We start from the raw sequence: 22,687 nt of genomic DNA, 5'->3' as shown, positions 1-22,687 counted from the left end.
TGACCTATAATTATCTGTTAAAAGCAAGCTTAGCCCAATACAGAACTATTTATCAAACTTAATGTGATTTGTTTGCTGATCATAAATAGACTCTGCATAAGCATAGCCCTCTTTCCACCATGAGGCCATTTTTTTCTTATCAAAAATCAACGAATTCACAGTCAATACAGTTGGTGTATAATATAAATTCAGCTTTACATCTTTGTGCCTTGCCGCCAATTTACCAATTGTAACATTGTGTTTTTCTACATTACCTAACAAAAACTCAAATAAAGATGAAATCAGAGAAAATGGATTTTTAACCGGAAGATTGTTATAGTACTTAACTTCTGTATCTAGAATAATCACATCCACCTCTTTTGCTCCTCGATTTATTGCTTCTCGAATAGGAACCAAACTACCAAAGCCACCATCTGCATACTGACAATTGTTTTTCTCGAACAAACTCATAAACGGAACGTAATTACACGAAGCCCATATCCAATCGCAAAAATCATCATATGCGTAATCATAAATAGACTTATACTCAATTGTACTCTCCGTTAGATTAGAAACAGTAACAACAACTTCCTTATTATATTCACGCAACTCATTATAATAAGCTTCGGTCAAGTTTTTTTTAATAAGACGTCGTAAATTATTACTCTCCCCAAAAGTTTTTTTCTTTCTAATAAAATTCCAAAGTACATGCATGTGATTAATACTTATCACTTTTTCTCCATGTACTTTTTTAATATAAAAAGGGTTGTTATCAAAAATACTACGATTTGTTACGTTTGTATACAATTCTTTCAACTCCGCAGTTCTCCCCAAAGCTAAATGAGAAATCAGCAAACTTCCTGTAGAAGTCCCTATAAATAAATCATACGATTTTTGTTGCTTCTTGATAAGATACTCTGCAACACCCCCAGCAAAAGCTCCTTTACTTCCTCCGCCAGATATAACCAATGCTTTCATAGAATGTTCCTCTCTTTTTTAGTAATTTTGATAAATGTAGCGAAATTGCACTCAATTGAAAACAGAATACTGCATTTATTTATGAAAAAACACTTTCTTTTATACTTTCTCTTTGGAACCCTAGTACTCACCAATTGCACTAATAATAAACTTAGTACAAAACTAAATTTAAACTGTACTTCACAAGTTTCTTCTGAAGAGTTAAAAAACTGTAAAGAACCTAATGGTCATTTTGAAATAAACCTCCCTAAACACTTTAAACGAGAATTTTTCATCAGTGAAAATGAATCCAGACTCTATTTTGCAGACACCACAAAAGAACTCAGCGAAACTGTAATTACCGATATCGGAATATACTTTGAGAAAAAAAATATTGACAATGATTTTTTTCAAAACAGAACAAAATCACTCAAAAAAAACAACCCGGAATTCACAGTTATAGCGGAAGAAATAAACTTTCAAGACAAACAAGGTTATATATTTTATTTCAATTCAAAAGAAAAAAACTTCCCTAAAAATAGCGTTGAAATATTTTTACAAAACCAAAACAACACCTATTATCTTATTTCCATGGATGCATATGGAGAACAAAATAAAGAAGAACGTTTTTGCAAGGCGTTGCATATTATTGAAAAAAGTTATTTTTATTAATTATGACACAATATTTAGATAAATTATCAGACAGTCAAAAAATATCCTGGATACAAAACCTTGCTATCTTAGGCTTTTTAGTCACCTCTATATATGCCCCAGAGCTATGGATCAACACTAAAGATTTCCCTACAATTCCATTATTTGAAAACATATACACACCAACAACTCCCTTTGACACTATATTCGCCGGAATCTTTTTCGGCTTGATGATCTTTCAAATTTTTAAACCTAAAAAAGTAGTCGGACTCAGTATTACACTCTTTTATATTTACCTATGCTTTGTTGACCAGAACAGACTACAACCTTATTTCTATCAAAGCATATTAACCATTTTCTTTATCAACATATTCCCAAACAAAGGAAGAGAAAGAACCATCATTTTTACAGTTTCTTTATTGTTTTTTGCTACCTATTTTTGGAGTGGTATCCACAAACTAAACGCTATTTTCTACGAACAATGGCTTGGAGCACTTTTAAAACATTTCTCTTTTGTTCCTAAGCAACTATTGCAAGCTTTCACATACGCTGTTCCTTATATTGAAGCTTTATTGGGTGTTTGTTTATTTATCAACAAAACCAGAAAGTTAGCAATCTTAGGAATTGTAGGGATGCACGCAACTATTGTTGTAATGCTTTTCTATTTAGGTTATGGTTTCAATGTGGTCCCTTGGAATCTTCAAAACATTCTAAGTGTCATAATTTTATTCTGGAGCTACCAAACTCAAAACACATTAGAAACTTTTTTTAAAAATTTCAATTACAAAAAAAGTGTCGTCATTCTGTTTACAATACTTCTTCCACTAAGCAATCTTTTTGGCTACTATGATCACCTATTATCATTTAGCTTTTTCACCTCTAAGTTGAATTACTACTATATTGAACTCATTGATGAAGATTTAAAAGAAAATCTACCACCGCATATCAAAAAATATTACCGTACAAACGAAGACAAAACAATTATTTACGCAAATGAATGGGCTGGAGAAATTAATAGAGTTTTATTTTACCCTGAAAAAAGATGTATCTTATATTTAGAAAAATATATTCAAAATTTTTCAGCTAAAGAAAACAAAGAAAAAACCACTAGACTTGTGGTTTACAACAAGTAAGAGTCATTTACCCTCTCTTTCACTTGATTTATCTTTGATTTTAGTTAATTTATTTTGAGAAATGCGAACTCTACCAGAATTCACAAGAGCCTCCAAATTAACAGGCTTTGCATCAGAGTGATTCTTTTCTTTTTGTTTCTCTAAAATCTTTTTAAAAAGTGTCATCTTAAAAAATATATTTAACAAAGATAATGATATTGAAACTTATTCTTTAACACCTGAAAAAAATAACATATTATGAAAAAAGTAGCTTGTTTCTTTTTTGCGATCTTTATTTCTCAACTCAACTACAGTCAGCTATCGTATGCAAAAAAAAACGTAAAAAAATTAAGTTCCAAGAAAATGAATGGCAGAGGCTATGTTAAAAAAGGACATTTAAAAGCCGCTACTTATATTGCCAAAGAATTTAAAAAACAACATCTATTGCAGTTTGAAAATAGCTATTTCCAAACTTTTCACACCTCTGTCAACACGCAGCCCAACAAAATTTTACTCAAATTAAACGACAACAAACTAAAACCTGGCGTTGATTTTTTAATCAACCCTGCAAGTCCAAGCATTTCTGGAGAATTTGAAACCACCTATATCTCCATAGAAAACCTACTAGATAAAAATACCCTCCTTGAAAAAATTGAAAACTCAAAAAATAAAATTTTATTAATCGACCTTCAAAAAATAAAAGAAGTTTCCAAAAACAATCAAAAAAAGCTAAACGAAATTACAAACTTCCTAGTCTACTCTCCTGACATTCAATGTAGAGCTACAATTATTTTTAAACATGAAAAACTCACTTGGACTGGTAGCACACAGCAAATTTCGAAAGCCAGCTTTACGACAAACAAGACAATCGACACTAAAAAAATTAAAACCGTTTACTTAAACTGTGAAAGCGTATTTCTTGAAAAAGAAAAAACACAAAATGTAATAGGTTACGTCAAGGGTTCCTCCCAAACAGACTCAACTATAGTTATCTCTGCACACTATGACCACCTTGGTATGATGGGTAAAAAAACCATTTTCCCTGGTGCCAACGACAACGCGAGCGGAGTTGCCCTACTATTAGACCTCGCCAAACATTACTCTCTCAAAACAAACCAACCAAAATACGATATCATTTTTATCGCCTTTGGAGGAGAAGAAATCGGGCTATTAGGGTCTAAACACTATACAGAAAACCCACTCGCACCACTCGATAAAATAAAATTCTTGTTTAATTTTGATCTTGCTGGAACCGGAGACGAAGGAATTAAAGTAGTGAATGCTACAGAATTCATGCATCAATTCAATCAATTAACCAACCTAAACAACACATACTCTTTATTAGCTGCCATTAAACCAAGAGGTCCAGCATGCAACAGTGACCATTGTTTTTTCTACAACAAAGGAGTACCTAGCTTTTACATATATACGTTGGGCGGAATTAAGGCATACCATGATATTTACGACCAATACCACACACTTCCATTTACAGAGTTTGAAAACTATGCCAAATTACTAAAACTCTATATTGACACGTTTTAAAGCTTTTATTTGATGTTTATTTTTAGTATCTTTAAAAGAACCACTAATACAAACTTCAAATCAAAGCATATGGAAACTTCAAAAATTATCATCAACAATGCGTTAAAAATTTTCTTTGGAATTGTTGCTTATTTCTTTCTAATGAAAGTTCTAGGACTTGAAAACATTACAGAACTCCGATTATTTAATTTTCTGATTGTAGTATGGGGAGTAAATTCAGCGATCAAACAAAACCTCTACAGAAACCACAACAACACCTATTTAACAAACTTATCCATTGGCTTCTCAACTTCTTTTTTTGCTGTTTTAGCTGTAGCTTTTTCATTAATTTTCTATATCACTTTTATAAATTACGAATTACTTCATGTAATGGAAAACTCAAGTGTTTGGGGAAAAAACCTATCCTTAGGGAAAGTAGTTTTTGCAATTCTCATCGAAGGATTGGCCTCCTCTGTTATCTGCACATTTATCATAATGCAATACTGGAAAAAATTCAAAACAAACATTCTAGCATAAGCAACTGTCAAACTAAAAAAGGTGAATCCATGGATTCACCTTTTTTAGTTTACATTTAAATCTTAAAACACTTGGAAGAACTCATTACGAACCGTATCAATTTTTAAAATCGCCAGTTTTTTTTCTTAGACATCAGCGTGCAGGTAGAATGGAAACTAACGACTTATCAACCAAACTATAATAATTAAATTTTCCTTTTTTCACCGAACTTAAAACCCCGTTGTCTTTCATTTTTATCAAATGATGTGACAACATAGATTGTTCCACTTCTGAGGAAATAATCTCTTTTATCTTAGAAACTGTCAAACTACCTTTATCTCCCAAAGCTTCCAAAATCTGCAAACGAACAGGATGCGCGATCACCTTTAGAACACTTGCCGTTTTTGTAAGTTTTCTTAAATAATTGGATTGGAGATTAGCAGTCATAGAATATTTTTAAACAAATATATGAACATATGTTGTTTTATTCAAATATTAATATATATTTGTACAAACAAACTGTAAATCAGTATGTTCATACCCCAAACTATGAAATAAGAATGGAGTTAATTAATATTTGAATGGTACTTACCCCATACCACAGAATGAATAACTCTTAATACCTAGTCCTTTGTCATACCCCGCAAAGGACTTTTCATTTATACAACTAAAGGTTTTTTACTTTTTAGAATCTTACTTTAAACAAACTAAGTACCTTTGCACTTTATTTAAATTACTTATACAATGGTTTTGACCCAACGAAAAGAGGCATTTATCAAACTAGGTTTGTTTCTAAGTCAATTTGCTACAAAAGGAATTACAAAAAAAGAAGACATCTTATTCAATGATTTATTTTTTGACGCCTTTAAAATGCAGATTTCTCGAGCAAAAGAGTTTAATGGCTGGTTCAATCAAGAAAACGTTTTGTTTTCCATAGAAAGCTGGAGCGAAGCTTTGACTAATGACAACATTGAAAGGTGGCTTTCTGCATATGAGTTAAACATCTCAACTTCTAAAAGAGTTGCTATTATAATGGCGGGAAACATTCCTCTTGTAGGATTCCATGATTTTTTATGTGTACTTATGTCAGGGCATTCTGTTTTAGCTAAACTTTCTTCAAACGATAAAAACTTTATTCCTCTTATAGCTAAATATTTAGAATACGTAGAACCGGAATTCAAAGGTAAAATTGAATTTACAGAAAAAAAACTAGACAGTTTTGATGCTGTAATCGCAACAGGTAGTGACAATACGGCTCGTTATTTTGAATATTATTTTGGTAAACATCCAAACATTATTAGAAAAAACAGAAATACTGCTGCTGTTTTATCAGGGGAAGAAAATGATGAGCAACTTGAAAAAATGGCGAATGATGTTTTTAGATACTTTGGTTTAGGTTGTAGGAGTGTCTCTAAATTATTCCTGCCTAAAGACTTTGATTTAGATAGGATTTTCAAAGCAGCTTTCCCTCATAAAGACATTGTGAATTATGAAAGATATGCAAACAACTATGAATATAATAAAGCCGTTTATTTAATGAGTCTTTTTAACATTCGAGAAAATGGTTTTTTAATGCTAAAAGAAGATAAAAGCTATGCCTCTCCTATTTCATCGTTGTTTTATGAATACTATGAGAATATTGAGGAATTAAAGGGTAAACTTAAACAAGACTCAGATAAAATACAATGCATAACTAGTGATATTCAAGAGCTTAATTCTATTCCATTGGGTGAAACACAAAACCCTCAATTATGGGATTATGCAGATAACGTAGATACCCTTAAATTTTTATTAACATTATAGTTGATAATTTTACAAATTTTAAATTGTCAAATAAATAAAATTGTCGAAATTTGCGATTCGTTTTTACGACAATCATTATAGAAATCAAATACCATGAAGAAACATAATTTTAGCGCAGGACCATCTATCTTGCCTCAAGAAGTATTAAAAAAAGCAAGTGAAGCAGTTATTGATTTTAACGGATTAGGATTATCTCTAATTGAAATTTCACACAGAAGTAAAGATTTCATCGCTGTAATGGACAAAGCGCAAGCTTTGGTAAAAGAATTATTAGAATTACCAGAAGGGTATTCTGTATTATTCTTACAAGGAGGTGCAAGTACAGAGTTCTTAATGGCTCCTTACAACTTATTAAAAGAAGGTGGTAAAGCTGCCTATGTAGATACTGGAGCATGGAGTTCTAAAGCAATCAAAGAAGCTAAAAACTTTGGAGAAACAGTTGTTGTTGCTTCTTCAAAAGATAAAGGATACAATTATATTCCTAAAGGATATGATGTTCCTGCTGATGCAGACTATATTCACTTTACTTCAAACAATACTATTTTTGGAACTCAATTAAATGAGTTTCCAGGTGGTGATGTATTGAAAGTTGTAGACATGAGTTCTGATATTTTCTCTAGAAAAATTGACTTTTCTCAATTTGATGTTGTTTATGCTGGTGCTCAGAAAAATATGGGACCTTCTGGAACTACATTGGTCATTGTAAAGGATGCAGTTTTTGGAACATCAGGAAGAACAATTCCTTCAATGTTAGATTACGCTGTACACGCAAAAGCTGGAAGTATGTTTAATACTCCGCCTGTTTTCCCTGTATACGTTTCTATGTTGACCTTAGAATGGTTAAAAGCCAAAGGTGGTGTTGAGGCTATGGAGAAAATCAACAATGAGAAAGCTGCTTTATTATACAACGAAATAGATAACAATCCTGCATTTGTAGGGTTTGCTGCAAAAGAAGATCGTTCTAACATGAACGTTACCTTTACTCTAGCAGATGAGTCTCAAAAAGAAAAATTTGATGCGTTAGCTGCTGCTGCTGGAATTAGTGGAATCAACGGACATAGATCTGTTGGAGGATATAGAGCAAGTATCTATAACGCAATGCCAATTGAAAGTATTCAAGTATTGGTAAATGCAATGCAAGAATTAAACAAATAACATTTAATAAAGTGATGCTTTTCGGCATCACTTTTATTTTTTACTTATAAAATAACATAGAATGAAAGTATTAGCAAATGACGGATTAGCTCAAAGCGGTGTTACTGCTTTAGAAGCTGCTGGTTTCAAAGTAATTTTAACTACGGTTGCTCAAGAGCAACTAGAAACTTACATCAATGAAGAAGGAATTGATGTGATTTTAGTACGTAGTGCAACTACTGTACGTCAAGAATTAATTGATGCATGTCCATCAATCAAAATTATTGGACGTGGTGGTGTTGGAATGGATAATATTGATGTACAATACGCTAGAGATAAAGGTGTTCATGTAATCAATACTCCTGCTGCATCTTCACATTCAGTTGCTGAATTGGTATTTGCTCATTTGTCAGGTTTAGCTCGTTTTGTACATGATGCCAATAGAAATATGCCTTTAGAAGGTGAAACAAACTTTAAAGGTTTGAAAAAGGCTTATGCTGGTGGAGTTGAATTAAAAGGAAGAACTCTTGGTGTTCTTGGATTTGGAAGAATTGGACAAGCTACTGCTGCAGTTGCTTTAAGACTAGGAATGAAAGTTGTTGCTTTTGATCCTTTTATGGAATCTGCTACTATTTCTCTTGACTTTATCGATGGTCAAAAAATAGATATCAAAGTTGATACAATCTCTAAAGAAGAAGTATTAAAACAAGCTGATTTCTTAACATTACACGTACCTGCTCAAGATGAGTACGTAATTGGAGCTAAAGAAATTGAAATCATGAAAGATGGTGCCTTTATTGCAAATGCTGCTCGTGGTGGTGTTGTTGATGAGGTTGCTTTAGTTGCTGCTTTAGAAAGCGGAAAGTTAAGTGGAGCTGCTTTAGATGTATTCGAAACAGAACCAAAACCTGCTGTACAGGTATTAATGAATTCTAAAATTTCATTAACTCCTCATATTGGTGCTGCAACTGGTGAAGCACAAGATAGAATTGGTGGTGAATTAGCAACTCAAATTATTGAATTGTTGAAATAATCACTCTTTCATAAAAATTAAAAGGCTGTCTTTTAAGACAGCCTTATTTTTTGCTCTTATTTTAATTTTAATATAAAATTATAATACTGCTCTATTTTACAATTTCATAAAATTGTAAATTTACCTTACTTAAAATAAGCCCACATATATGGTATTAGATATTATCAATTCCAAAATACAATCCTATAAAGAACATATCCAAGATAGCTCTGCTTATAAATCTTTGTTCAAATGGGATGCTATCAAACAATTTCAAGACAACTGGGACTTAAAAGCTGATGATTTCAAACAAATGTATGAAAACAGTTTTTCTAAAAATGTTTCAACACGTTTATGGGAAGGAGAAAATTTTTTCCCAAAAGAAGCTATGTTTGTCATGCTTGATTACGATCAAGAAAAAGTACGAGGAATGTTCACGAACCTTTTGAATGAAGAAAAGGATTTAGAAGCTAGAATAGAATTCTTTATTTATGATTGTGATACAATGAGAAATCAGATCATTAAAACAAATCCGGAGTTCACAAATCATTTTCATGGTGATTATGCCATGATTTCAATTTATTTGTCTTTTAAATATCCTCAAAAATATTCTATCTATAAATATGACGAATTCAAACAGTTTATGGAGGCTGTAAAAAGTAAATCCATTCCTACTGAAAAAGATATTACTCGATTTTTTAAAGTAATGAAAACTATTAATATCCTTATCTCTAAGGATGAAGAGTTACTTGCTATTCATAAAAAAATTAGAGAAATCAACAACTCATATACTGACGAAAGTCTTTTATTAGCACAAGATTTTTATCATTGTAGCATTAAATTATCCTAATAAAAAAGCTATCCAATTGGATAGCTTTTTTTTATTCCTTTATTAAAACATCAATTTCGGCGTCAATTACCTTTATCTCAGATATTGCTTTGCTCATTGGTAAGCCTACTTTCATATTTGGTCTTTTATGTTTTGTTTCTGTAAGCCATGCATCTTTTTGTATAATTTGCTTACGTTCTACCAAACTTAATATTCTATCACCATTACTAAAAGTATCAAAACACTCCTTACTTGTATTTTGAAGTCTTTCTAATTCATCTAACGAGATTAATATTTGATTGGCCATCAACCAATGAGAATTTTGTGTTGGATGAATTCCATCATTAGCAAATTTATAGTACGGATTATTCAGCCTATTCATGCCAATTTTAACCATTAAAGGCGTATGAATATCAATCACATTCCAATCATTTGTATACATATTACTGACCACCCAATTAGAGTAAATATCAACCACATTCGTATAAGCCAAATCTCCCTCCTTCTCATAAATAGTTGGTGTTATATAAATTACAGGAATTTCTTCTTTTATCAAACGTTTGTTTAACCAATTCATGCCTTTTTTAAAAGCATCAAATCTAGTTTCATCAAAAGGTAAATATATCCCATCATTGATACCATAACAAGCAAAAATAAAATCGGGTTTCGTTTTCTTTAAGATGCGTTTTAACCTTTCTTGTAACTTAGGTCTCTCAAATTTACCATCTGCGTGCCCTTCTTCTGATAACTGTGAGACAGTTTCACTAGGCAAACCCACGTTTATAAATTCTAAAACACGATCTGGATATTTTAATTTATAATATGCTTCTAAATAAGAAATATAATGCCCTTGATAAGTAATGCTATTTCCAAGAAATACAATTCTTTTGGCATCCTCAGGAATTTTAAATGTTATTTTTTGCGCAAAAGTTAAAAAACTAAAGAGTACTAGGGGTAGGAATACTATTTTTTTCATAATTAATGGATGTTACCTCCTACGGGCAGTTTACTTGGTACCGAAGAAGGAATTTCTTTATCAAAATTTGTTGAATTTAAGCTATTAAAGAAAGAAATAATTAATGACATATCCTTAACTTTTATAGAAATATTTTCTATCAAGCTATCCATTTCTTTATCAGACACATTTGGATTTATCGAATGACCTATTGCAATATCTTCATAAAATTCTAATACCGCTTGCAAGTCGTCAAACTGTCCATTATGCATATATGGAGCTGTAAATCGTAAATTTCTTAAACTTGGCGTCCTAAACGCAAATGTACTATCTGTACCAACATCAACATAAGAAAGCTTTGGGTTTTCTGGAACTCCTAACACATGTAATTTATAGTCCGAAAACATAGGACCACTATGACAAGTCGCACATCCTACAGTTTTAAAAAGTTCAAATCCTTTTTTTTCTCCCTCAGACAAAGCATGCTTGTCCCCTGCCATATATTGATCAAATCTCGAATTTGGGGTCACTAAAGTTCGTTCAAAACTTGCAATGGCTTTGGCTACATTAGAAATATCTACAACTGGATTTTCTGGAAATGCAATGCTAAAATATTCTCGGTATTCTTTTATAGTATTCAATCTAGCTACGATGGTATCCAAAATTTCTTCTTCAGAGTAACGAAATCCCCTCATTTCTTCTAAAGATTGTATAGGTCCTATAGCTTGATCTTCCAAACTCTTTTTTCTAACATCCCAAAACATAGGTGCAATTGCAGGATCATAAAATCCATTTTCATTAATGCCATTAAATGCAGTATTTAAAATCGTGTGGGCATTTCGTTTCACAATAGGAATTTTAGTACCTTTTAGAAACTTTCTAGAGCGGCTCAATCCCACTCCATTTACACCAATAGACAGATCTAAGCCCTCCGCATATCCAAAATCAGGATGATGACAAGAAACACAAGCCACATCTTTATTCCCTGATATTATCGGGTCATAAAACAACAATTTACCTAACCTAATTTTATCTTTGTTAGATGGATTGTCTTTTGGGTGTAAAACAATTTTCGGAAGAGGGATATAAACTCCCTCATTTTTTATTTCTTTTTTTAGAGTATCATTTGAATCCTTACAGGCCACAAAAGACAACACTACAATCAAAACGAAACAAAACCGCATTAAATACCTAGTATTAAATTTAAATGAGAATCCTTTTTATTGAACTCTTGAATCTGAGCATCAGTAATTTCAGTTTTCCATAGATATACATTTTTCAAGGTTTTAATCGAATTCAATGCCTCAAAACAGTTTTGTGTAACCTTTGTTTCATAGATATTCAAACTCCTTAAATTTGGAATTGATGTCAATTTTTGAATCCCAACATCTGTAATTGGGTTTTTATTTAAATGTAATTTTTGCAAATTTTCAAAGGCAGTTAACTTAACTAATAACGCATCATTCAAATGATTATTTTGAATTGAAAGCCATAAAATATTATTCCTGGCTTTTGTCAAAACATCTATTTTTCTAATCATTTCTTCTTCTGATTTACTTGAATTCTCTGGCAATACCACATCGTATAAATTAGATCCAAATACTAATTCCCTCAAAACAAATCCTTCCTTAGTCAACTCATTTAAAATTTCTTGAGGAATTTCTGATACAGTTGCTAGCTTTGCTGCAGCACTTTTTTCATCTAGTCCTAACAACTTACTTGCTGTTTTTAGAATTTCGTCATTCGTTTCTATTTCATTCAATTTCTTAGAAAAATCTGCTTTTCCAGTATTGATCCAATACGCTAATATTTCCTTTTCATCATCTGTCAATCCAGGTTTTCCCTCCGGTGGCATAAATTTTTTATCATGCGGATCAAGCATTACACGTTTGTATATTTCTGATGCATTGGCATCACCTACAACCAAAGAAAAACCATGTTTCCCTCCCTTAAACATAGATATAGAATCCTGTAATGATAGGGCACCCTTAAGCTTGGATTCATTATGACAACTCAAACATTTTTCTTTTAATATTGGTGCAACTAAATGTCCATATACAGTTGCTTCTTGCACTTCTGTTACCGGTTCTAAAACTAATTGTTCCGGTCTTCCAAAAGGTGCATATTCTAATAAATATTCACTACCATGTGTTAAATTCCCACCTAAATGCCCCGTTATACTTATTAAAACGACAATAACAATACTTAGATAAAGGTGAATTTTAGAGTTTTGATCTAATTTTATTTTTAAATAATTCTCTTTTAAGGCCCAAGCCAACAAGGATATTATAATGGTTACGATGGCGAACCAAAAATGCTGGTCTAACATATCTTGATTATACCCACCACTTTGTGACAACATATACCCCAAAACACTTGCTCCAATTGCTCCTACTCCTCCTAACAACAAAGCCGCAGATATAGCTTTATCAAACTCATTTATTTTCTTGATTCTTTGAAAGATTTCTAACAAAAAGGCAAACAACAAAAAGCCAATTGGTAAATGAACCAATAGCGGGTGAAACCTCCCTAAAAAAATCACAAAATCTGGTACTTCATTCATCTATATATACTTTAAAAATATGAATAGCCTGGCTATATTAAATTCTTTCTAATTTTAACGGAGGTGTTTTATTGGCATTCCATTGACATACATAAATATTTTTATCATTATCTACGCATACATCATGTCCATGAGATATAGGTCTTTCATGTAATTGATACGATTTTTGCAATTCGCCATCAACATATAATGGTGCAGTTGCTCCCGGATTAGATACTACCGTATCTCCTTCCAAAATTGTTACAAACCCAGTAGGTTCTTTCCATGTTGTTCTACCGACTTTTGGTTGCGACCAACACACACCTGCATACAGATTATCACCATCTAAAACTGGCCTACAAACCTGCATATTAGGAAGATGTAGGGTTTTAACATATTTCCCATCGAGCGTAAACCATTTAAACGAGGCTTGATTTCTTGAGGTACAAATCACCATAGGATTGTTTTTATCTCGATAATCTATAGCAACACCATGCGCACTTTTCAATTGGTAATTTTTGTCGGGGTTATCACTCCCTCCCCAATGTCTGATATATTGACCATTATAATCATACTGAATAATTCTACTCATACCATACCCATCCGCAACATAAATATCACCATTTGGTCCAATTGCTACCTCTGTCGGACAAAATGATTCTCCAGGTTTATAAACTCCAATAGTTTGAGGATGCCCTATATCAAATAGCACACGACCATCTGTTGTTGTTTTTGAAATACGACCGTTATGTTTGATCCATTTTCCACTTTTTCCTAGAAACCAACCAGAGTCCGCTAAAAACAAAAAGTCTTCTCCCCCTTCATTACTAATTGTCAAGCCATGTCCACCTGGATACGCAGTTCCCCAAGTATCCAAAACTTTACCTGATTTATCAAATATGATGATGTTATTGGAAGGATGATCTCCAATCATGATCAATCTTCCTTTACTATCCATTTGCATTTCATGACAGTTTAACAAAGGAGTATGAACATAACTCATTTGAGCCCAGTCTTTTACTAATTTATATTGATAATCTCCATGCCCCAGAATTGTTTCCTTTTCTATTGGCTTTTTAATCATATGGAACCCAAAGGAAGGAATTGAAGCTAAAGCAACTCCTGCCAAACTGGATTTTTTAATAAAATTTCTTCTTGAACTTTCCATGTATATTGGTTTAGGTTTTTGTTTCTTTTTTAGGCTAATAAATCATTCACAACATTTCCATGAACATCTGTCAATCGATAACGTCGTCCTTGATGTTTGAAAGTAAGTTTTTCATGATCCACACCAAATAAATGCATCAAAGTAGCATGAAAATCATGAACATGTACCGGATCTTTTACCACATTATAACTAAAATCATCAGTTTCACCATAGCTAAAACCTGGTTTTACTCCTGCCCCAGCCATCCACATTGTAAATGCTTTAGGGTGATGATCACGTCCATAATTGGTAGTTGTCAACTGTCCTTGAGAGTAAACCGTTCTCCCGAACTCTCCTCCCCAAACAATCAACGTATCTTCAAACATTCCTCGTTGTTTCAAATCCTTAATCAAAGCAGCATTTGCTTGATCTGTTTTCTTTGAATTTGACTTTACACCACTCGGACAGTATCCATGTTGATCCCAACCTTGATGATATAATTGTACAAACTTTACTCCTTTTTCTAATAACTTACGAGCCATTAAACAATTGGCTGCATAAGTACCTGGATCACGACTGTCTTTACCATACAAATCAAACATATAATCTGGCTCATCAGATAAATCTGTTACCTCGGGCACTGAAGTTTGCATTTTAAAAGCCATTTCATATTGTGACATTCTTGCTTGAATTTCAGGGTCCCCATAAGCATCACTTTGCAAGTCATTTAAGTTATTCAAATAATCTAACATATGCCTTCTATCATGTCCATCATAATTTTCTGGATCACTTAAAAACAACACTGGATCTTTCCCTGATCTAAATTGAACCCCTTGGTGTTCTGTAGGTAAAAATCCATTCCCCCAAAGACTAGCTTTCAAAGGTTGTCCTTTTCCGTTTTTTGAAACTAACGTAATAAAGGTCGGTAAATTTTCATTATCTGATCCTAATCCATAACTCAACCAAGAACCAATCGCAGGCCTACCCGGTAACTGGTGTCCTGTTTGCATAAATGTAATGGCTGGAGTATGGTTTATCTGGTCTGTTTGCATTCCTTTTATAAAACAAATATCATCCACAACTTCAGATAGATAAGGCATCGCTTCACTTACCCAAGCTCTTGACTCTCCATACTGTTTAAACTTTAATGAAGATGGAGCAATTGGCAAAGTACTTTGACTACCACTCATCCCCGTCAAACGTTGTCCAGCAATCACAGAATCAGGTAATTCTTTTCCAAACATATCCGTCAACTTCGGTTTGTAATCAAACAAATCTAATTGAGACGGACCTCCACTTTGAAATAAATAAATAATTCGTTTTGCTTTTGGCAAATGATGTGGTAATCCTAGATTATTTTTATTGAATGCTTTTAAAAGCTCTTCGTCTGATTTAGCTTTATTAATTGAAGACCATACTTTATCTGCTCCTAACAAACTACTAAAAGCTAAGGCACCCAATCCCAAAGATGTTTTCTTTAAAAAATGTCTCCTATCAACTTGTTTTTCTATTTCTTGTAAATCTCTATTATTTGATCTTAATTTACTATGTTCATGATTATTACACATATTTATATTTTTTAGAAATAAACAATTATCTTTTAGTAATACTTGCGTCAGAATTCATAATGGTACTTGCAACTACTGCATTTGCTGCAACCAAAGCTTTATCATCTGAACTTGAAATTTTAAATTCTCCGGTATTCAACCAACCTTTCGTTTTATCAAGGTTTTTCTTAAATTTTTCATATTCGGTTTCTTGTAATTTTGATAGCACTTGTAATTCTCTATCTGAAATACTCCTACCTGTTAATTTCCTAAATGCTGATTTAATCCCTGTTTTCACATCACCTGTATCAGCCATATGCTTTCCTAACACACGAGAGGCTTCCACATAAGTAGGATCGTTAAGGATTACCAGAGCTTGCAACGGCGTATTTGTTTTTTGTCTTCTAGAAGAACATAAGTCTCTGGTTGGTGCATCGAATGTTGCAATAGTAGGATTTGGTACAGTACGCTTCCATATGGTATACATACTTCTTCTATAAAGACCTTCTAATCCATCTCTCACATAAGTATCTCCGTTTACCTTCCAAAGCCCATTGGGTTGGTAAGGCCGTACACTTTTACCTCCAATTTCAGCATCCAATAAACCTGAAGCGAACAAAGCATTATCTCTTAGCATTTCTCCAGAAAGACGTGTAGCCGGACCTCTCGCTAACCATTTGTTTTCACCATCAAACTCTAATAATTCTTTAGACACCACAGAACTTTGTTGATAGGTATTAGAAAGCATCATTGTTTTATGCAGCGCTTTTACATCCCAACCAGAAGCAACAAAATTAACAGCTAACCAATCTAATAATTCAAGATGACTCGGAATTTCTCCTTGATTTCCAAAATCTTCTGAAGTATTTACAATCCCCCTTCCAAATAAATTCTGCCAATATCTATTTACGGTAACTCTAGCTGTTAAAGGATTGTCTCCATCTGTAATCCATTTTGCCAATCCTAATCTATTCTTTGGTAAAGATTCAGCCATTGGGAATATATCCTCAGGAGCATTCGGAAATACTTCTTCTGTAGGTGAATCGTAATTTCCACGATCTAATATATGAGTTTGTCTTGGTGTCACTCTTTCTTTCATTACCATTATTTGTTGCACCTTATTCACACTATCCACATAAACCAAACGTTCCTTTTCTAACTTTTTCAACGCTTTTGCAAAAGGCTTTGATTTGGCTGACAAATAATAGGCTTCTAATAACGCTTTCTCTGAAGGATTTAAATTACCGACTGACTTTTTCTTCAAATCGTTCAATGCTTTGGTATCTGCAATTTGCATCACTTCAATAGCACTCAATTCTTTGTCAAAAACCAACAAATCATCAACGGTTGCACCCCGTATACCTTTTCCTCTCCAAACGGCACCAATTCGTAAACCTGGCTCCAACTTCGGGCTCTTTTTTCCATACAAACGTAAACCGTGGAAAATGATATCTTTATATAAGTTATCAAAAGAAGTTGTTGTTTTTAATTGCTTTCCATTCATATAGATTGACAATCCATCTGCCTTACTAGAACCATCATAAGTCATGGTAACTTGCACCCACTCCTCTTTAGGAATTTCATCAACCGATTCAATTACAATCGCATTATCAGGATACACATGTGCCAACAATGCTTCTAGTTTGTTGTCTTTTATCTTTAAGTGATATCCTCTGAAACTATGCAATTCTGGACTATTCATTTTATGAAAGATCACTCCGGTTTCCAACTCCTTAGGAACAAAAACCTGAATTCCGATACTAAATGGCTGGTTGCGCTGAAAGATTCCTATTTTATCTAAATCCAACCAAGTATCTCCATTTAACGCTAATCCATTTCCTCTTTTTCCTTGCTTTAGAGTTACGGGCTCTTTTTTAACAAATTGCTGGCGCATTTGAATATTATTCATCCCATTACCTCCAATTTTATTTACCAATTTCTTAGAATCAAAATTAAATTCTGCAATCAGATTTGAAGGTCTTTGATGTGTTGAAATTGTTTTATGCTGATTTGATGCCAACCAATCTTTTGACTTTTTACTCTCTTTCAGTTTTACTTCTTCTGTAGTCTCGATTGTTTCTTCTACCAAGTTTTCTAAGTATGCAATTACTTCCTCTTGTTTTTTCGTAGGCAACATCATTGCTGGCACAGGAGTAGCATTATCCCATGGAATCAACCCTGTTTCATCTACATTATTAAAAAAGCTGTACATCTCATAGTAATCTTTTTGTGAAATAGGATCATATTTATGATCATGACACTTCGCACAAGCATAAGAAAGACCTAATAACCCTTGACTTACAGTTGCTGTTCTATCTGCAACATACTCCGACCTAAATTCTTCGTCTATAATCCCCCCCTCTAAATTTTGAGGATGTAATCTGTTAAAAGTGGTTGCCAAGCGTTGTTCTCTTGTCGGGTTTTCTAACAAATCACCTGCCAACTGCCATGTAACAAATTGATCATACGGCATATTTTCATTAAAGGCTTTTATTACCCAATCACGCCAAGGAGAAGTATCTCTATATCTATCGTTACTATAACCATGTGTATCTGCATATCTAGCGACATCCATCCAATCTAATGTCATACGCTCTCCATAATGAGGTGAAGCTAGCAACCTATCTATTTGCTTTTCAAATGCATCTTCAGAAGTATCCGCTAAAAACGATTCAATTTCTTTTTCTGTTGGTGGAAGCCCAATCAAATCAAATGAGGCTCTACGCAATAATATCTCCTTATCCGCCTTTGGTGATGGTTTTAATTTTAATTCCTCTAATTTCTCATAAATAAAATTATCCACTTCATTAAATGGCTTTCCTTTAACCACAGGAACTTCTGCCAATTCGGGCTTTACAAATGCCCAATGGTCTTTATATTCCGCCCCTTGATCAATCCACTTGACAAGAATCGCCTTTTCTTTATCCGTTAAAGAAAGATGAGATTCTGGAGTTGGCATAATGGTTTTAGCATCATCTGACAAAATTCTAGCTACCAATTCACTTTTGTGAGATGCTTTAGGTACTATTGCATATTTACCTGGAGTCTCAGGAAGTTCTGCATATGAAAATTCAGGACTATGCAATTGTAAACCCGCGGAAATTTTCCCTTTATCTGGTCCGTGACACAAAAAACACTTATCCGACAATATTGGCTTTACATCTATGTTATAATCTAATTTTCTACTTAACGATTTATATTCTTCCGAAACAGATTCTGGTAAATCCGTACCACAAGAAATCATAAGAAATGTTATAATTACAAGGTTTGTTAATTTTATTTTCATCATTGGTTTCATAAGTATGTTACAAAAATACCTTCGTTTCATTGTAAATTCCGTAAATATATCTGACAAAAAAATAGACAAATCCGACTTTTTACTATATTTGGACTAGACAAACAAGGATATTTATCAGGTTTTAAAGAATTAATCAGAATTTTCTAATGAAAAAAAAACTCCAAGCTCTTCAGCTCACTTTATTAAATACTGCAAAAGTTAAACTGGATACCAATTGGGATTATAAGAATGTCATCAGTCCTTTTTCTAGGATGTATTACATCACAGAAGGTCATGCTACCGTTTACCATAACAACAAAGTATTTCACTTAATACCTGACCATATATATTTGATTCCAAGTTTTACACCTAGCAACTATTACTGCGACCATTATCATGAACAGATTTACTTATCATTTTTTGAAGAGCTAGGGGAAGGAATGTCTATTTACGACCATAATGATTTTATCTATGAAACCAAGGCTACTGAGCATGATTTGTATTTATTTGAAAGACTCATAAAAATCAACCCCAACAGAGAACTGATCAATAGCAACCCTCAAATTTTAAAACATAGTTTATCTCCTGCTGACTTTTTTAAAGAAAATAATCAAATCACCGATTCAGATTACATCGAAACAAAAGGGATTCTATCTATTTTAATCGCAAGATTTATTCAAGGAAAAAAAACAATATCTAAAAAAAATACAAACAAAAATTTCAATCAAATTTTAAGATATATCAATTCTCATCTACAAGAACAACTTACCGTAAATCATTTAGCAGATTATTGCCACCTTAATCCTGATTATTTTTCAAGAATTTTTAATAAAAAATACGGCAAGCGACCTATTAACTATATCAATAACATAAGAATAGAACGTGCCCAGTTTTTACTTTTAACCTCAGAAAAATCTTTAAAAGAAATAGCTGATAAAACAGGCTTTGAAAACATTTCTTATTTCTCTAAAACCTTTAAAAAAATAACAGGCTCCACTCCTGCTCATTTCAGAAGAAACAACTCCTAACCATCTATAAAACCTATAAATGCATTAAAAAGTTCAAGTCCTTAAAAAACCATAATAATCAACTATATTTGCAGCAAATTGAATTCCAAATAAAATTGTAATGTCTATTAAAGAAAATCTTGGGAAGGTTTCGACCAGTATTCCTAAAATCGTAACGTTAGTTGCTGTTTCTAAAACAAAACCAAATTCATTTATTGAAGAAGCATATGCCTTTGGTCAACGTGTTTTTGGAGAGAATAAGGTGCAAGAAATGGTTGAAAAAGCAGCTGCATTACCTAAAGACATTCAATGGCATTTGATTGGTCATTTACAGAAAAACAAAGTAAAATATATTGCACCCTTTGTAACTTTAATCCACGGAGTGGATAGTTTATCTACTTTAAAAGAAATTAACAAGCAAGGCAAAAAGAATCAAAGAACCATAGAATGCTTACTACAAGCAAAAATTGCTACAGAAAATACGAAGTTTGGTTTAAGCTTTCAAGAAATTGAATCCATTCTTAACTCAGAAGAATTTAAACAACTAGAAAACGTCAAAGTCATAGGCCTTATGGGAATGGCTAGTTTTACAGAAGATAAAAATCAAATAAAGCAAGAATTTAATTCGTTGAAAAGGTTTTTTGACAAGACAAAATTGAGTACATTGTCTATGGGTATGAGTGGAGATTATAAATTAGCTATTGAAGAAGGCAGTACTATGGTACGCGTTGGAAGTGCTATTTTTGGATCAAGATCATAATTTTATTATCGTAAAAAAGATACATGTACGCAATTATAGATATAGAAACAACTGGAGGTAAATTTAACGAAGAAGGTATTACCGAGGTTGCTATCTACAGGTTTGATGGACATGAAATTGTTGATCAATTTATTAGTTTGGTTAACCCAGAAAGACCGATACAACCTTTTGTAGTCAATTTGACAGGAATCACAGAAAAAATGGTTCGAACCGCTCCGAAATTCCACGAGGTAGCAAAAAGAATTATTGAAATCACTCAAGATTGTGTTTTTATTGCACATAATACCAGCTTTGATTATAGAATTATACGAACAGAATTTGGACGTTTAGGCTATGATTACTTCAGAGAAACCCTTTGTACAGTAGAATTAAGCAAAGAGTTGATTCCAGACATGCCTTCCTATAGTTTGGGGAAATTATGTAAATCCTTAGGAATTCCTATGAATGATAGACATAGAGCTAGTGGTGATGCTTTGGCAACAGTTAAATTATTTAAACTTTTGTTAGACAAAGATCTTGAGAAAAATATCACCAAAAGTTCTATTAAGGTAATTGCGGATAAGGAAGTAGTGATTCCAACAAAAATTTTAGATCATATTGATAAAACACCAACAACAACAGGACTGTTTTTTATCCATGATGAAGCAGGAACCGTTTTATATGTTGGAAAAAATAAAAACATAAAAAAAGGGATCAATCAATTGTATTTAAGAACTTCTAAAAAAACAAAAAACTTATTAAAACAGACCTACTCTATCAGTACTGAAGAGACAGGTAACGAATTGATTTCAGATCTTAAATTTATTGAAGCTAACAAAAAACACAAACCTAAATACAATACCAAAAGAAGAAAAAACATTCCCACTGTGGTATTTAACAATGATAATATGATGTTGATCAACAAAGGAAGGCATGCTAATGAAAAATCAGTATTACTCATTGAAGATAATCAAATAGTTGGCTCAGCATTTATTGATTTAGCCCATCAAATAGAAAATATTGACATCGTTAAAACAATGATAAGTCCTATTGTTGATAATTTAACAACACGTTATATCACCAAGAAATTTTTAGAAAAAGGTAGACCCGAAAAAATAGTTCGCTTTTAAAACCTAAAAAATGAGTGCACAACAACATACTTGGAAATCCAAACTTCATGAGGTGATTTATGAAGCAGATACTCCTGCAGGAAAACTGTTTGATGTATTGCTATTGGTAACAATATTTACAAGTATTGTTCTGGTTATGCTAGAAAGTGTGCCCTCTATCAATGAAAAATACAACGTTATTTTTGATATTTCTGAATGGGTTATTACCGCTCTGTTTACCATAGAATATATTTTAAGAATTATTTCCATAAAAAAACCAAAGCACTATATATTTAGTTATTATGGCATCATTGATTTCTTATCTACTATTCCAAAATACTTGTCGTTAATTTTTGGTGGTGCCCATGCATTAATCGTTTTAAGATCTTTACGATTGCTAAGAATTTTCAGGGTTCTAAAAATAACAAGATATCTAGGAGAATCTAATCGCTTATTAGCAGCACTAAGAGAAAGCAAAGCCAAAATAACTGTTTTTGTATTTGCTGTTGTAGTTATTTGCCTTATCCTTGGTAGTATCATGTATATCGTGGAAGCTGGAGAAGATAGTGGTTTTATAAGTATTCCAAGGAGTGTTTATTGGACTATCGTAACACTTACCACCGTGGGCTATGGAGATATTGCCCCGGTTACCACACTTGGACAATTTATTGCCTCTATTGTAATGATTTTAGGATATGGAATTATTGCAGTACCCACAGGAATTGTTTCTGCAGAATACACTGCCCAGTTTAAAAAAACACATACCAATACTAAAACTTGTGAAACTTGTGGAACCGAAAAACACAATGACAACGCTAAGTTCTGCCATAATTGTGGTGATAAATTTTAA

The 22,687-nt window shown here is 32.7% G+C and carries 21 protein-coding genes; 12 read left to right on the top strand and 9 right to left on the bottom strand.

The features are described from left to right. Positions 1 to 45: 45 nt before the first annotated feature. Positions 46 to 957, bottom strand: a complete 912-nt coding sequence (locus tag AC2DGP_RS02810; RefSeq protein WP_484491512.1) for a patatin-like phospholipase family protein — start codon at positions 955 to 957, stop codon at positions 46 to 48. An 81-nt stretch (positions 958 to 1,038) separates the two neighbouring features. On the opposite strand from AC2DGP_RS02810, the gene AC2DGP_RS02805 reads away from it, so the two are divergent. Together AC2DGP_RS02805 and AC2DGP_RS02800 are read left to right on the top strand one after the other, a co-directional pair. Next, positions 1,039 to 1,608 carry a hypothetical protein gene (locus AC2DGP_RS02805; RefSeq protein WP_484491511.1) on the top strand — a complete coding sequence of 190 codons (570 nt, stop codon included), beginning with the start codon at positions 1,039 to 1,041 and terminating at the stop codon, positions 1,606 to 1,608. Positions 1,609 to 1,610: 2 nt separating this feature from the next. Next, on the top strand, positions 1,611 to 2,720 hold the full coding sequence (locus tag AC2DGP_RS02800; protein WP_484491510.1) for a MauE/DoxX family redox-associated membrane protein: 1,110 nt from the start codon (positions 1,611 to 1,613) through the stop codon (positions 2,718 to 2,720). Positions 2,721 to 2,723: 3 nt separating this feature from the next. Here the strand turns inward: AC2DGP_RS02800 and AC2DGP_RS02795 are convergent, their stop codons facing one another. Beyond that, complete coding sequence (locus tag AC2DGP_RS02795; protein ID WP_484491509.1) at positions 2,724 to 2,885, bottom strand: hypothetical protein; 162 nt, start codon at positions 2,883 to 2,885, stop codon at positions 2,724 to 2,726. A 72-nt stretch (positions 2,886 to 2,957) separates the two neighbouring features. Between AC2DGP_RS02795 and AC2DGP_RS02790 the strand changes: the two genes are divergently transcribed. Both AC2DGP_RS02790 and AC2DGP_RS02785 read left to right on the top strand, forming a co-directional pair. Continuing rightward, the gene (locus tag AC2DGP_RS02790) at positions 2,958 to 4,241 is read left to right on the top strand and encodes a M28 family metallopeptidase (RefSeq protein ID WP_484491508.1); all 1,284 of its coding nucleotides are present in this window, start codon (positions 2,958 to 2,960) and stop codon (positions 4,239 to 4,241) included. A 69-nt stretch (positions 4,242 to 4,310) separates the two neighbouring features. Next, complete coding sequence (locus tag AC2DGP_RS02785; RefSeq protein WP_484491507.1) at positions 4,311 to 4,757, top strand: hypothetical protein; 447 nt, start codon at positions 4,311 to 4,313, stop codon at positions 4,755 to 4,757. 132 nt (positions 4,758 to 4,889) lie between these two features. Here AC2DGP_RS02785 and AC2DGP_RS02780 read toward each other — a convergent pair whose 3' ends face one another. Continuing rightward, a complete protein-coding gene (locus tag AC2DGP_RS02780) occupies positions 4,890 to 5,183 on the bottom strand; it encodes an ArsR/SmtB family transcription factor (RefSeq protein ID WP_484491506.1) in 294 nt (97 codons plus the stop codon). 297 nt (positions 5,184 to 5,480) lie between these two features. Here AC2DGP_RS02780 and AC2DGP_RS02775 point away from each other — a divergent pair, with 297 nt between their 5' ends. The 4 genes from AC2DGP_RS02775 (at position 5,481) to AC2DGP_RS02760 (ending at position 9,535) form a co-directional block, all read left to right on the top strand. Then, complete coding sequence (locus tag AC2DGP_RS02775; RefSeq protein WP_484491505.1) at positions 5,481 to 6,539, top strand: acyl-CoA reductase; 1,059 nt, start codon at positions 5,481 to 5,483, stop codon at positions 6,537 to 6,539. 93 nt (positions 6,540 to 6,632) lie between these two features. Continuing rightward, positions 6,633 to 7,694: a 3-phosphoserine/phosphohydroxythreonine transaminase gene (gene serC / locus AC2DGP_RS02770; protein WP_484491504.1), complete on the top strand. Its 1,062-nt coding sequence runs from the start codon at positions 6,633 to 6,635 to the stop codon at positions 7,692 to 7,694. A 61-nt stretch (positions 7,695 to 7,755) separates the two neighbouring features. After that, positions 7,756 to 8,706: a D-2-hydroxyacid dehydrogenase gene (locus AC2DGP_RS02765; RefSeq protein WP_484491503.1), complete on the top strand. Its 951-nt coding sequence runs from the start codon at positions 7,756 to 7,758 to the stop codon at positions 8,704 to 8,706. Positions 8,707 to 8,854: 148 nt separating this feature from the next. After that, positions 8,855 to 9,535, top strand: coding sequence for a hypothetical protein (locus AC2DGP_RS02760; protein ID WP_484491502.1), 681 nt, complete (start codon positions 8,855 to 8,857; stop codon positions 9,533 to 9,535). Positions 9,536 to 9,566: 31 nt separating this feature from the next. On the opposite strand, the gene AC2DGP_RS02755 is transcribed toward AC2DGP_RS02760, so the two are convergent. Genes AC2DGP_RS02755 through AC2DGP_RS02730 form a run of 6 tightly spaced genes read right to left on the bottom strand, consistent with a single transcriptional unit; the run spans position 9,567 to position 18,994 of the window. Next, entirely contained in the window at positions 9,567 to 10,490 is a 924-nt protein-coding gene (locus tag AC2DGP_RS02755; protein WP_484491501.1) for an SGNH/GDSL hydrolase family protein, read from the bottom strand. Positions 10,491 to 10,492: 2 nt separating this feature from the next. Continuing rightward, entirely contained in the window at positions 10,493 to 11,653 is a 1,161-nt protein-coding gene (locus AC2DGP_RS02750) for a cytochrome-c peroxidase (protein WP_484491500.1), read from the bottom strand. Next, entirely contained in the window at positions 11,653 to 13,032 is a 1,380-nt protein-coding gene (locus AC2DGP_RS02745; RefSeq protein ID WP_484491499.1) for a DUF2231 domain-containing protein, read from the bottom strand. Before AC2DGP_RS02745 ends, AC2DGP_RS02750 begins: the two co-directional genes overlap by 1 nt. A gap of 37 nt (positions 13,033 to 13,069) precedes the next feature. After that, the gene (locus tag AC2DGP_RS02740; RefSeq protein WP_484491498.1) at positions 13,070 to 14,179 is read right to left on the bottom strand and encodes a twin-arginine translocation signal domain-containing protein; all 1,110 of its coding nucleotides are present in this window, start codon (positions 14,177 to 14,179) and stop codon (positions 13,070 to 13,072) included. A gap of 29 nt (positions 14,180 to 14,208) precedes the next feature. Next, positions 14,209 to 15,726 (bottom strand): DUF1501 domain-containing protein, encoded by a 1,518-nt coding sequence (locus AC2DGP_RS02735; protein ID WP_484491497.1) that lies wholly within the window; start codon positions 15,724 to 15,726, stop codon positions 14,209 to 14,211. A 25-nt stretch (positions 15,727 to 15,751) separates the two neighbouring features. Then, entirely contained in the window at positions 15,752 to 18,994 is a 3,243-nt protein-coding gene (locus AC2DGP_RS02730) for a DUF1553 domain-containing protein (RefSeq protein ID WP_484491496.1), read from the bottom strand. Positions 18,995 to 19,149: 155 nt separating this feature from the next. Here AC2DGP_RS02730 and AC2DGP_RS02725 point away from each other — a divergent pair, with 155 nt between their 5' ends. From AC2DGP_RS02725 to AC2DGP_RS02710, 4 genes are all read left to right on the top strand, one after another. After that, positions 19,150 to 20,010 (top strand): helix-turn-helix domain-containing protein, encoded by an 861-nt coding sequence (locus AC2DGP_RS02725; RefSeq protein WP_484491495.1) that lies wholly within the window; start codon positions 19,150 to 19,152, stop codon positions 20,008 to 20,010. Positions 20,011 to 20,110: 100 nt separating this feature from the next. Beyond that, positions 20,111 to 20,749 carry a YggS family pyridoxal phosphate-dependent enzyme gene (locus AC2DGP_RS02720; protein ID WP_484491494.1) on the top strand — a complete coding sequence of 213 codons (639 nt, stop codon included), beginning with the start codon at positions 20,111 to 20,113 and terminating at the stop codon, positions 20,747 to 20,749. Positions 20,750 to 20,772: 23 nt separating this feature from the next. Beyond that, positions 20,773 to 21,858 carry an exonuclease domain-containing protein gene (locus AC2DGP_RS02715; protein WP_484491493.1) on the top strand — a complete coding sequence of 362 codons (1,086 nt, stop codon included), beginning with the start codon at positions 20,773 to 20,775 and terminating at the stop codon, positions 21,856 to 21,858. A gap of 10 nt (positions 21,859 to 21,868) precedes the next feature. Next, positions 21,869 to 22,687 carry an ion transporter gene (locus AC2DGP_RS02710; protein WP_484491492.1) on the top strand — a complete coding sequence of 273 codons (819 nt, stop codon included), beginning with the start codon at positions 21,869 to 21,871 and terminating at the stop codon, positions 22,685 to 22,687.

Source organism: Flavicella sp. IMCC45537 (assembly GCF_057197705.1).
Note: the sequence above shows the minus strand (reverse complement) of the source record. Positions and strands in the feature narration are given on the sequence as shown.